General features: G+C 37.9%; 11 protein-coding genes. 10 read left to right on the forward strand and 1 reads right to left on the reverse strand.

Going from position 1 to position 12,319, the window contains the following annotated elements; genetic code table 11:
• Nucleotides 1–7: 7 nt before the first annotated feature.
• Nucleotides 8–997, reverse strand: coding sequence for a sirohydrochlorin cobaltochelatase (locus EL171_RS03695; protein WP_005386214.1), 990 nt, complete (start codon nt 995–997; stop codon nt 8–10).
• A 440-nt stretch (nt 998–1,437) separates the two neighbouring features.
• Here EL171_RS03695 and EL171_RS03700 point away from each other — a divergent pair, with 440 nt between their 5' ends.
• From EL171_RS03700 to EL171_RS03745, 10 genes are all read left to right on the forward strand, one after another.
• Nucleotides 1,438–2,319 carry a sirohydrochlorin cobaltochelatase gene (locus tag EL171_RS03700; protein ID WP_005386215.1) on the forward strand — a complete coding sequence of 294 codons (882 nt, stop codon included), beginning with the start codon at nt 1,438–1,440 and terminating at the stop codon, nt 2,317–2,319.
• Nucleotides 2,320–2,526: 207 nt separating this feature from the next.
• Nucleotides 2,527–3,381, forward strand: a complete 855-nt coding sequence (locus EL171_RS03705; protein ID WP_005386216.1) for a sirohydrochlorin cobaltochelatase — start codon at nt 2,527–2,529, stop codon at nt 3,379–3,381.
• An 86-nt stretch (nt 3,382–3,467) separates the two neighbouring features.
• Nucleotides 3,468–4,175 carry a precorrin-2 C(20)-methyltransferase gene (gene cobI, locus EL171_RS03710; protein ID WP_005386217.1) on the forward strand — a complete coding sequence of 236 codons (708 nt, stop codon included), beginning with the start codon at nt 3,468–3,470 and terminating at the stop codon, nt 4,173–4,175.
• Between the two features lie 29 nt (nt 4,176–4,204).
• Nucleotides 4,205–5,584, forward strand: a complete 1,380-nt coding sequence (locus EL171_RS03715; RefSeq protein WP_005386218.1) for a cobyrinic acid a,c-diamide synthase CobB — start codon at nt 4,205–4,207, stop codon at nt 5,582–5,584.
• Between the two features lie 2 nt (nt 5,585–5,586).
• On the forward strand, nt 5,587–6,129 hold the full coding sequence (cobO, locus tag EL171_RS03720) for a cob(I)yrinic acid a,c-diamide adenosyltransferase (RefSeq protein WP_005386219.1): 543 nt from the start codon (nt 5,587–5,589) through the stop codon (nt 6,127–6,129).
• A 148-nt stretch (nt 6,130–6,277) separates the two neighbouring features.
• On the forward strand, nt 6,278–6,667 hold the full coding sequence (locus tag EL171_RS03725; RefSeq protein WP_005386220.1) for a class II SORL domain-containing protein: 390 nt from the start codon (nt 6,278–6,280) through the stop codon (nt 6,665–6,667).
• A 221-nt stretch (nt 6,668–6,888) separates the two neighbouring features.
• The gene (locus tag EL171_RS03730; protein ID WP_126413446.1) at nt 6,889–8,118 is read left to right on the forward strand and encodes an aspartate kinase; all 1,230 of its coding nucleotides are present in this window, start codon (nt 6,889–6,891) and stop codon (nt 8,116–8,118) included.
• A gap of 3 nt (nt 8,119–8,121) precedes the next feature.
• On the forward strand, nt 8,122–8,439 hold the full coding sequence (locus tag EL171_RS03735; RefSeq protein WP_005386222.1) for a hypothetical protein: 318 nt from the start codon (nt 8,122–8,124) through the stop codon (nt 8,437–8,439).
• 192 nt (nt 8,440–8,631) lie between these two features.
• Nucleotides 8,632–9,093, forward strand: coding sequence for an IS200/IS605 family transposase (tnpA, locus tag EL171_RS03740; RefSeq protein ID WP_005380067.1), 462 nt, complete (start codon nt 8,632–8,634; stop codon nt 9,091–9,093).
• Nucleotides 9,094–9,335: 242 nt separating this feature from the next.
• Complete coding sequence (locus EL171_RS03745) at nt 9,336–12,245, forward strand: insulinase family protein (protein WP_005386223.1); 2,910 nt, start codon at nt 9,336–9,338, stop codon at nt 12,243–12,245.
• The last annotated feature ends 74 nt before the right edge of the window (nt 12,246–12,319 follow it).

Below are 12,319 nucleotides of genomic sequence, written 5' to 3' on the forward strand. Positions count from 1 at the left end.
AGATTGATTATTTTTGTAAAGCGTCCCAAGATTCGTTAGCACGTTCAACAAATAAGTTACGGATATTTTGGTTTTCACCTAAACCATGAAGGTAAGTATCTACTTTGAAGCCTTCTTTTTCAAGGATGGATTTATGGGAATCTGGTTCTTTACCAGCCATGTCGTTGTTTGCATGGTCGCCTGCTACCATCATGAATGGCATCAATGTAACATGTTTAATACCATGTAATTTCAATTGAGGGATAACTTGTTCAAGATTTGGAGTACCTTCTACTGTGTAGATAAATACATTTTTCATACCAAGAGTATGGATACGGTCTTGAATTACAGAATAGTAAGCATTGGAAGGATCTGGAGTACCATGAGCCATGATAAGAAGAGCGTCTTCTTTGCCTAATTTAGGGAATTGAGATTGAACAGCTTTTAATGTTTCAATAACTTGGTCAGTTTGGTTTTCTTGACCCATCCAGTACATAAGAGATGTACCAAGTGTCATTTTTTTGAAATTATCTTTGTACAAATTATATACTGCTGCATCGTAGTTGTATTCCATACCAGGAATTACATCAAGGGATGCTAATGCAACGCGAGTGTAACCGTCTTTTTTAAGTTCAGCCAATGCTTCTTCAGGGGTTGGGTAAGTAATACCTTCTTTTTGTTGGATACGATCACGAATAATATGGCTTGTGAAAGCTGTAATTACTTTTGTGTTTGGATGAGCTGCTTTAATAGCATCTACAGTTGCATCGATTGTTTTCGCACGAGTATCTTTATAAGTTGTACCAAAGCTCATAACAACGATAGCATCTTTGTTTGGCAAGTTTTGTAAAGCTTCAGTATTGTGTGTACGAACACCAATTGCAGCAGCTTCTTTTAATGCTGGAGTAGGATCTTTTACTTCATCATTCAATTGGTATGCTGCATGAGATACAACCGGTGCACCAACGGATACGGCAAGACCCAAAATAGCGGATGCTAATGCTAATTGTTTTTTCATTTTAATACTCCTATCTATAATTAAACTACAAATCTATGCAATGATCTTAGTAGTATAGATAATTTTATATAAATCGTTATAGGTTTATAGACCACTATAGATTAATTGCATATATATAACCTCACGCCAATCGTAACAAAGGAAAATAGGGGTGTCAATAAACCCCATACCCCTAGAAGTATAGGAGAAATAAGGTGTTTTTAAGAAATTAATGTGATGAATATAGTATAGTATTAGCTTTTATAATTATATTCTTTTTGGTTATATGGATATGAATATGTGAATATATAAGTAATTTTATTTTCTTGTCATCTAGATAAATTTTGATATTATTTCTCATTGACTTATATTCGTGAATCTTGTACTATTATTACATAGTAGTTGATAACAATTTTCAGTTATGAAGATTGTATCATGTATGAGAGATATGGAGGTCACATATGAAAGGCATAATTATTGCATCCTTTGGATCAATTTATCAAGATGCTGTGGAGAAATCCATCGGCAGTATAGAGAAAAAAGTACGTTCCATGTATAGCGATATGGAGGTACGCCGTGTATTCTTATCTGATGCATTAGTGGAAAAGTGGAATGAGAAATATGATGAAAAGATTTCTTCTTTCACAGAGGCTATGCAGGATTTTGCTCGGTTGGGTGTCGATGAGGTATACATTCAACCCATTACATTGGTAGCAGATCAGTGTTACCAACAAATGCGTAAACAAGCATTGAAGTTTTTACATAGCAATGAATATGGTTTTAATCAAGTAAATATTGGTAAACCATTACTTACATCATTAGGTGTAAAAAACTATGCTGACGATTATGAAGCAACATTAGAAAGTATCGTACGTCATGTTAATACAAAAGCACTTAATAAATCTATAGTGCTCATGGCAAATGGTCAAAACCAATTAGAGTTTAGTACATTACAATTGAAAGCCATGTATGGGGCAGCACCAAATGTAGTAGTATTTACTACAAATGGATTCCCTACATTTAAACAAGCACTTACATTATTAGATCGTATGGGTCATAAAGACTTGTTAGTAGTACCATTAGCTCTTATTGGTTCTACACATTTAATGGACTACCTTGGCGGTGAGCGTTCTGACTCCATTTATGCATTGCTCGCTGAAGAAGGGTATAATGTAGATATTTGGAATGAAGGTCTTGGTGAAAACCCTTATGTACAAGATTTATTCTTGAAACATCTAGGCCAAGCTATCCGCATGTCAGATCGGAAGCGTCCCATGCCTCGTGAATCTGTAAAACCTGTAATGACAAACTCTCGTATAGAAGCACAAGGTATGATTTCTTAATTTAGTCTATCACATAATTCGACATACATCTCATCACACTCCTTTATATACGTGAAAGTCCTCCTTGTTGGAAATCCAATGAGGAGGATTTTTACTTTTACTATGAAAAATATTTATAATATCCATTTTATACGTCCTATGGTATGCCCCTAAGGTGTCGTCTATGGTATGATTAAGATACAGTATTAATTAAATAAGGAGACTTCCATGAAACAAGCTATTTTAGTTGTTGCCTTTGGGTCCACTGTTGACAGTGCTCGTGAACATAATATTGATTCCGTAGTAGAATATATCCGTAAAGCGTATCCGGACTATACTGTGGAACTAGCTTTTTCCTCTCGTATTATCGTTAAGCGTTTACGCGAACGTGGTATTGAGGTGCCTACTGAACAAGGGGCATTAGAAAAACTCATCCAAGAAGGGTATACACATATTTATGTACAACCACTTCACTTCACTGGCGGTGAAGAGTTTGATAAATTGAAAAATAATATCCTTGCTCATGAAGGGGAAGGACAGCTAGAAGTATTGCGCGTAGGTAGACCTCTCGTATATTATATTGGCCAAGAAGAGCATCCAGATGATTACCAAATCTTAATTGACCGATTCATTAAATCTCTTAACATTTCTAAGGACGATGGTTTATTACTAGTTGGTCATGGTGGCCTTGGTTCTGGTAATTCCTCATATGGTAATTTACAATTTAAACTAATTCGTGAGGGGCTTACGAATGTACGTATTGCGGTGCTAGAAAATGCGCCATATGTAGCAGACGTAGCTATGCCATGGGAATGGCTTGATGGGAAGCGTCCAAATACAATTTATGTGCACCCATTATTATTAGTTCTTGGAGATCATGCACAAAACGATCTCTTTGGTGACGAAGAAGATAGCGTTATTAATGAACTTGCCGATTATGGTTATGAAGTTAAACCAATCCATAGCGCACTTGGTGAATATGAAGCAATACAAGATATCTTCCGTCAACATGTGCAAGATTGTATTGATGATTTGTATGGCAAACGTAGTTCACATCGTCCAACAATTCCAAATATTAAATAGTAGTTTTGTATATCTTGCATAAATTAGTTATAATAAAAGAAATGAAATTTATAAATAGAATGTAACTATAAGAATAGGAGAACCCCATGAAAGGTAAATTATATGGCATTGGCGTAGGCCCTGGCGATTCTGAATTAATGACTGTGAAAGCTGCTCGCATCGTAGGTGAAGCAGATATTATCATCACACCTAAAACAGAAAAGAAAGATGGTTCTGTAGCACTTAATATTGCATCCCCATATATTCAAGAACATACAGAAATCGTTCCTGTAGTATTCCCAATGGTATTGGATGATGCTACACAAGAGGAAGGTTGGCAAGAAGCAAAACGCATTATCTTGTCCTACTTAGATCAAGGTAAAAGCGTTGTATTCTTAACATTGGGCGATCCTATGTTCTACAGCACATACATGTATGTATATCGCTTGATCGAAAATACAGGCCATGAAATCGAAACAATTCCTGGCGTTACTGCTTTCTGTGCTATTGGTTCTCATCTTGGTTACCCAATCGTAGAAAAGGAAGAAGTATTAGCTATCGTTCCTGCTACAGCACCTAAAGAAAAAATTGATGCTGTATTAGCCGTAGCTGATGATGCAGTAATCATGAAAGTATACAAAAACTTTGATGAAGTACAAGAAACATTGATTAAACACAATATGGCAGATGATGCGGTTATGATTAGCCGTGTAGGTTTACCAGATGAGCAAGTATTCGTAGGCCTTGATAATATGCCAAAAGATACTAAACTCAACTACTTGTCTACAATCCTTGCAAAACGTAAGGACCGTTAACAAACACGTCGTATTACGAGGTAATATTTATGAACACAGTACATATTCCACGTGTTGTCATTGCTGGCACTAACTCTGGTGTAGGTAAAACAACTATCGTAGCGGGCTTATTGGCTGCTTATGCAAATGGTGGACGTACGGTGCAATCCTTTAAAGTGGGCCCGGATTATATTGATCCGGGCTTTCATAAAATTGCATCCGGCCGTGACAGCTATAATTTAGATACGTGGCTCGTGCCACCTCACAAATTAAATCCTTTCTTTGCTACTATGGCGCATGGAGTAGACCTTGCTATTATTGAAGGTGTTATGGGCCTTTATGATGGTGGTCGAGAAGGCGTTAGTTCTACAGCTCAAATTGCTAAACAATTGAATGCACCGGTGGTGCTTGTTATCGATTGCAAGGCCATGGGTGAAAGTGCGGCAGCTATTGCTAAAGGTTTCCGTGATTATGATCCAGAGGTAAACTTTGGCGGCGTTATCTTAAACCGCTTAGGTTCTGCCAACCACGAGCGCATGGTTCGTGAAGGTATGGATAAAATAGGTGTACCTGTTATTGGTGCTATTTATCGCGATGATCGTATGCACTCTCCAGAGCGCCATTTAGGACTCACACCTGTTACTGAGATTGATCCAACAGAGGCAATCAACACGATTCGCGAAGCTGTTGAGAAAATGGTAAATCTAGGTCAATTGTTGGATATTGCATCTAGTGCACCTGCTATCGAGTTGCCGGAGGCTGTAGATGCTAAATCCGTTGAAAAGCGAGTTAAAATTGGCGTAGCCTATGATGAGGCGTTCTCTTTCTACTATCCTGCAAGTTTAGCTGCCTTAGAAGAGAAGGGGGCCGAGCTCGTATACTTTAGCCCTCTTAATGACTTTGAAGTTCCTGATGTAGACGGTCTAGTATTTGGCGGTGGATTCCCTGAAATGTTCTTGTTCCAACTCTCTAGTAACGAGTCAATGAAGGAGTCTATCTGTCAAGCCAACGAAAAAGGTATGCCTATTTATGCTGAATGTGGTGGCCTTATGTATTTATGTGAAAGTATCCACGATTTTGAGGGTACCGTATATGATACGGTAGGTATTGTACCGGCTAATTGCATTATGCAACAAAAGCTGCAAAAAGTAGGATATGTTACGGCTACAGCTAAGCGAGATACCTTGTTAGGGGCTACTGATACATCTCTTCGTGGTCATGAGTTCCATTTCTCCACTATGGAGCCGACTGTAGAGAATTTCCCTTGGGCATTCCACTTAGAAGGGGGCCGCAAACCTCAATCCTATGACGGTGGCTATGCGACTGATAATGTATTAGCATCGTATTTACATTTAAACTTTGCTGGTTCTGATGAAGGGGCTCAACATTTTATTGATATATGTGCTAAGTATAAAGCTAAAAGGAGCTAATTATGAGTGAACGAGGCTTAATTTTAGTTAATACCGGCAATGGTAAAGGTAAAACGACAGCAGCCTTAGGTGTAGCATTACGCGCTGTTGGCCAAGGTCTTAAGGTTTTAATCTTACAATTTATAAAAAGTGGTAATGGCTATGGCGAACTAGCAGGTCTTGCTAAATTAGGGGACCAAGTAGAAATTCGTTCCATGGGTAAGGGATTCATTTACTATAAACGAGATGAAGTAGGCGAGGCTGAATTGGCACGTCACAAAGAGGCAGCTCAAGAGGCTTGGCACACATTAGTAGAAGAAGTAAATTCAGATCGATGGGACCTCATCATTATGGATGAAATCAATAATGCCATTAATTATGAGCTTATTGATGTAAATTCTGTAGTAAATATGCTGAAGCATAAACCCGAGCGCTTACACGTCATTTTGACGGGTCGTTATGCTAAACCTGAAATCATTGACATTGCCGATACGGTAACAGAGATGAAGGTAATTAAGCATGCTTATGAGAAAGGCATTAAAGCTGCTAAGGGGATAGAGTTCTAATACGCAGAGCTTAAAAATAATTAAATCTAAAATTTTCGAAAAAGTTCTTGCTAAAACTATATCGAAAATGTATAATATAGTCATAAGCACAAGGTGCTAAATATTCTTGACATTAAGTATGTATATAAGACTAACCAGGAGGTTAACTATGGCTGTACATGATTACATTAAATCCGGCGATTTCGCTACTGAAAAACACGTTCCTGTTATCGAAACTGTTGACACTGTAAAAGCAGGTGAAACTTTCCACGTAACATTGTCCGTTGGTAAAGACATCGCACATCCTAACACTGTAGAACATCACATTGAATGGATCAAATTGTACTTCGTAGCTGAAGGTACTCAATTGCCATTCGAAGTTGGTGAAATTTCCTTCAACGTACATGGTGACGGCGCAACTGCAAACGAAGGCCCTGTACACGCAATCTCTGAAGGTTCTTTGGCAGTTTCCTTGAACAAATCTGGTAAATTGATTGCTGTATCCTACTGCAACATCCACGGTTTGTGGGAATCCGAAAAAGAAATTACAGTTGCTTAATTAACTTAATCAACTAATAAAGACCAGCCTTAGAGCTGGTCTTTTTGTATGTAATTTTTAATAATAACATAATTATTTTAGAGAAAAATCTGTCCGCACTCAAAAGAGTTTTGTTTTTATATGGTGGATAAAATGCCTTATATCCCTTTACAGTGCTATTTGTTTGTGGTAAAGTATATGCATATTGATTTTTAGTAGAATAAGTTAAATGAGGGATTATTGTGGCCTTAATCGTTAAAAAATTTGGTGGTAGTTCCGTAGCTACACCAGAAAAAATATTTAATATTGTTGATCGCGTCCTTCGTGAGAAGAAAGAAGACGATAAAGTCGTTATCGTTGTATCCGCTATGGGTGATACAACAGATGACTTGGTAGCATTGGCTAAAGAGGTAACATCTAAGCCTTATGGTCGTGAAATGGACCGCTTGTTATCTACAGGTGAGCAAGTAACGATTGCATTGATGGCGATGGCTTTCAACGAACGTGGTCATAAAGCGATGTCCTTAACAGGTGACCAAGCAGGTATTACAAGTAGTGATACATTTAATAAAGGCCGTATTTTGGGTGTTGATCCAAATCGCGTGTTTGAAGCTTTGGATGAAGGTAATATCGTAGTTGTGGCAGGTTTCCAAGGTATTACTGAATATGGTGACATGGTTACTTTAGGCCGTGGTGGCTCTGATACAACTGCTGTTGCATTGGCAGGTGCTATGAAAGCTGATGTGTGTGAAATCTTCACAGATGTTGAAGGTGTTTACTCTACAGACCCTCGCGTTGCAAAAGAGGCTTTCAAATTAGAAGAAGTAACATATGGCGAAATGCTTGAGATGGCACGTCTTGGTGCAGGTGTAATGCAACCTCGCGCCGTAGAAATGGGTTTCCGTTATGGTGTACCTATTCACGTACGTTCAACATTTAGTGACAAAACAGGTACTATTATTCGGGAGGATTATACTGTGGAAGCAAATAAACACGTAATTACTGGCGTAGCTGACGATACTAATACAGCAAAAGTAGCCCTTGTAGGCGTTGAAAATAAACCAGGTGTGGCAGAAACTGTATTTAAAGCATTGGCTGCAAAAAATGTGGACGTTGATATGATTGTTCAATCTATCCGTGCCGTAGGTGAACCTAAAACTGACCTTATCTTCACAGTAGCTATGGATGATGTTGTACTAGCTCGTGAAGTATTAGCAGAATTACAAAAAACTGTTGATATCGAAGCTGTAAACATCGACGAAAAAATGGCAAAGGTTTCTATCATTGGTGCAGGTATGTTAGGTCAACCAGGCGTAGCTGCTCAAATGTTTGATATCTTGAGCCAAGAAGGCATCAATATTGAAATCATTTCTACTTCTGAAATTAGTATTTCTTGCCTTGTTGCTGAAGACCGCGTTAAAGATGCTGTTCGTGTAATTCACAACGGCTTATTGTTAGACCAAAGAGGTTAATTCATGGATAGTCTACGTAGTTTTATGGATGAAATGCTTAATGACCAAGGTCGTAAGGAAGGTTTCATTAGCGATCTACTAGGAAATCTTAAAAATCAGCCTATTCCAACATTGGAGCAAGCTCAAACAGGTTATACTACAGTAAGTAATTTACATGGCATATTCTATGATTATGATAAGGCCGAAGTTACTATTTCTTATAAGGTGGTACCTGATATGTACCCACCATATACATTGAGCTTTGTACAATTCCAAGCAGTGTTAGAAGGCTTATTAACCTTGCGCCGCAATCAAAAGTGGCAAATGCAACATAATAAATAACATGAACCCCATGGGCGGCAATGCCTATGGGGTTTTGCGTTATTGTCTTTAGACTGGTTCGCGACGTAGTCGCGAATCATTAAACCACCCGCTATGCGGGTGCGGCAACGAAAGTTATACAAAAAAATCACCTTGCTTAAGTATAATGTAGGTGTTCAAGCCGCATTATATGCAAAAGAAAGGTGATTTTATATGGCAACAAAGACACAGAGCCTTGCGCACACAAAATGGTTATGCAAATACCACATAGTATTTACACCTAAGTATAGACGTAAAGTTATATATAATCAATACAGAAATAGTTTACGTGAAATATTGAGACGTTTATGTGAATATAAGGGCGTCAAGATTATAGAGGGGGAGCTTATGGCTGATCATGTGCATATGCTAGTATTAATCCCGCCTAAAATATCAGTATCATCTTTTATGGGATACTTAAAAGGGAAAAGTGCACTAATGATGTTCGATAAACACGCAAACTTAAAGTATAAATTTGGAAATAGACACTTTTGGTCCGAGGGTTATTATGTTAGTACAGTAGGTTTAAATGAGGCTACAGTAAAGAAATATATACGTGAGCAAGAGTTACATGACCAAATGAAAGATAAACTTAGTGTAAAAGAATATGAGGACCCTTTTAAGGGTAGCAAGTAATACACATCCCCTTTAAGGGGAACGTTACGAGTCAATGGCTATGCGGCTTGAACGTAGTGAAAGCCAGCGCCTTTAGACGCTGGCCTAGTACTACGGGCTTATAGCCCGTGAGCAAACCACCCGTTTTACGGGTGGTTCTGATTTCGATAATTATTCTTAACATCTATATATAGGGTCGTCGATATGTTATAATAAATTATTAGCATGAAATTAATTATATTTATATAGAAAGAAGGGACAGCATGGAAATAAATAAGGTTTATTCTGGCTTTCGCCTTGACCGCATTGAGCGCATTGATGAGATCAATGGTACCGCTTATGAAATGAAGCACGAAAAGTCTGGTGCTCGCTTAATTTATATCGATTCACCAGATTCTAATAAAGTATTCAATATTGCTTTTAGAACAACACCTCATAATAGCACAGGTGTAGCACATATTATGGAGCACTCCGTTCTATGTGGTTCTCGCAAATTCCCATTAAAAGAGCCATTTGTTGAACTTGTAAAAGGTTCTTTAAATACGTTCCTAAACGCTATGACATATCCGGATAAAACGATGTATCCTGTAGCGAGTAAGAACGATAAAGACTTCCATAATTTGATGGACGTATATCTTGATGCCGTATTCTACCCACGTGTTCGTGAAGATGCAGAAATCGTAATGCAAGAAGGGTGGCATTATGAGCTCGAAAATGCAGATGATGAACTTACCTACAAGGGTGTTGTGTTCAATGAGATGAAGGGTGTTTACTCATCTCCTGACTCTGTATTAGAACGCCAAATGATGCGTGAGCTTTTCCCAGATACAACTTATGGTGTTGACTCTGGTGGGGATCCTGATTATATTACAGATTTAACATATGAAGAATTCCAAGAGTTCTATCGTGTTCACTATCATCCATCTAACAGTTATATCTTTTTGTATGGTGATATGAATATTGAAGAGCAATTAGCATTCTTGAATGATGAGTACTTAAGTCATTTTGATGCTATCGATGTTCATACGGAGGTGGCTCTACAAGCTCCATTTACAGAAGGTAAAGTAGTGAGCTATCCATATAGCGTAGGTTCTGAGGAGCCAACAGATAATCGTACATTGCATTCCTTTGCTTACGTATTGCCGGATGTAACACCAGAACATAGCTTGGCATTTGAAGTGTTAACACATGCTTTGTTAACATCTCCTGCAGCACCTCTTAAACAGGCGTTGGTAAAAGCTGGTATCGGATCTGATGTTAGTGGCTATTACTTAGATAGCATTCGTCAACCTATGTGGACAGTACAAGCTACAGGTTCTAATCTAGATAAACAAGCTGACTTGCAACGTATTGTAGAGTCTACATTACAAGAGTTATGTGATAAGGGCTTAGATAAAGAGTTATTAGAGGCTTCTTTAAATAGCATTGAATTTGCTCTTCGTGAAAGCGATTTTGGTGGTCGTCCTATTGGTTTAGCCTATATTATCCGTATGATGGATAATTGGCTATATGATAACGATCCATTGGAATTATTACACTATGAAGAGGCATTAGCAAATATTCGCAAGGGTTTAGCTGGCACATATTTCGAAGATTTAATTCGTCATTCCATCTTGAATAATAACCATAAAGTTCTTGTATCTATTTATCCTGAACGTGGTCTTCAAGAACGTAAAGATGCAGAGGTTAAAGAACATTTAGCTACAGTAAAAGCTAATATGACCTCTGAAGAAATCGAAGCAATTGTAGAGCAAACAAAACGCCTAAAAATTCGTCAAGAAACACCAGATAGCGATGAAGCTCTAGCGTCTATTCCTTTGCTCGAGTTGTCTGATTTAAATCCTAATATTGAAGCCGTAGAACGCCGTGAAAGTAAAATTGGCAATACTACAGTTCACTTTGTTCCTACTTTTACAAAAGGTATCAATTATGTGGGTTTGTACTTTAAATTGAACTGCCTCACTGAGGAAGAACTATTCTACGCTGATATTTTAAGTGATATCCTCGGTCGTATTGATACATCTGAACGCGGTTATGAAGCACTGGCTAAAGATATTAATATGAATTTAGGTGGATTAAGTTCTGATATTACGGCCATTAGTAAAGATGGTAAGCGTGATGAATTTACGCCTCTTATGATTGTACGTGCGAAAGCATTACATTCTAAATTACCTGATTTATGTCGCTTGATTAATGAAGTAGTTCAAAAGGCAGATTATAGCGATGATCAACGTTTGACTGAACTTGTTCAAGAAAGCAAAGCCATTTGGGATAATGAAGCATTCCGCCGTGGTAATTCCATCGTGAGTCAACGCGTTATGGCTCAAGTATCTGCAGTTGGTAAGTTTAGAGATAATGGTAATTTAGGATATTATCAAAAAATTAGTGAACTAGCATCTAATCCTGCAGCATTGCCACTTTTACCAGAGAAATTAGCCGAAGTGGCTCGTAAGATATTCCGCGCTAACAATGTAGATATTATGTTTGTTGGGGAAGAAGGCGAATTAGAAGCCTTTGAAAACCTTATGAAACCTTTCGTTGAAACTTGGGATGCTACAGAATTGAGTGATGATGCATTACAAATCACTCGTCTATCTGGCAACGATGGTATCGTTACTGCTGGTAAGGTTCAATACGTAGCTCAAGGTGGTAACTTCATCGATCATGGTTTCAAACATGTTGGTCCAATGAGCGTGTTAGAAACGATTCTACGTTATGAATACCTTTGGATTCGTATTCGTGTACAAGGTGGCGCTTACGGAGCATTTGCTAATTTCTATGATGATGGCAATATGATTTTCTGCAGTTATCGCGATCCTAACTTGTTGGAAACTTTGAATGTATATAAAGAGTTGCCTCAATACCTTCGTGACTTCACATTGACTGACCGTGAAATGCGTAAGTATATTATCGGTACTATGAGTTCTTTAGACTTGCCAATGACACCTGCATTGCGTGGACCACGTGCAATGGGTATGTACTTCAGCGGTGCTAAATTAGAGGACAAAGTAGAGTTCCGTAAACAAGTAATCGCATGTAAGCCAGAAGATATTGTTGCATTAGCAGATGTGGTAGAACCTGTATTGAATGATAATCATATTTGCACAATGGGTAACGAACAAAAGATTAAAGATACTGGTAATGTGTTTGATAACATTGTGTCTTTAGGATAAATAAGTTTATATCAATAAATGATATAACTTTAGTTTGACATATCTTCGGATGTATAAGTGGCATATTCATAATG

It is taken from the genome of Veillonella dispar, from assembly GCF_900637515.1.
GTDB lineage: Bacteria > Bacillota > Negativicutes > Veillonellales > Veillonellaceae > Veillonella > Veillonella dispar.

Excerpts from the sequence above, each read along its gene's own strand:
- EL171_RS03695 (WP_005386214.1), bottom strand. The coding sequence starts at position 997 with ATGAAAAAACAATTAGCATTAGCATCCGCTATTTTGGGTCTTGCCGTA.
- EL171_RS03700 (WP_005386215.1), top strand. The coding sequence starts at position 1,438 with ATGAAAGGCATAATTATTGCATCCTTTGGATCAATTTATCAAGATGCT.
- EL171_RS03705 (WP_005386216.1), top strand. The coding sequence starts at position 2,527 with ATGAAACAAGCTATTTTAGTTGTTGCCTTTGGGTCCACTGTTGACAGT.
- cobI (WP_005386217.1), top strand. The coding sequence starts at position 3,468 with ATGAAAGGTAAATTATATGGCATTGGCGTAGGCCCTGGCGATTCTGAA.
- EL171_RS03715 (WP_005386218.1), top strand. The coding sequence starts at position 4,205 with ATGAACACAGTACATATTCCACGTGTTGTCATTGCTGGCACTAACTCT.
- cobO (WP_005386219.1), top strand. The coding sequence starts at position 5,587 with ATGAGTGAACGAGGCTTAATTTTAGTTAATACCGGCAATGGTAAAGGT.
- EL171_RS03725 (WP_005386220.1), top strand. The coding sequence starts at position 6,278 with ATGGCTGTACATGATTACATTAAATCCGGCGATTTCGCTACTGAAAAA.
- EL171_RS03735 (WP_005386222.1), top strand. The coding sequence starts at position 8,122 with ATGGATAGTCTACGTAGTTTTATGGATGAAATGCTTAATGACCAAGGT.
- tnpA (WP_005380067.1), top strand. The coding sequence starts at position 8,632 with ATGGCAACAAAGACACAGAGCCTTGCGCACACAAAATGGTTATGCAAA.
- EL171_RS03745 (WP_005386223.1), top strand. The coding sequence starts at position 9,336 with ATGGAAATAAATAAGGTTTATTCTGGCTTTCGCCTTGACCGCATTGAG.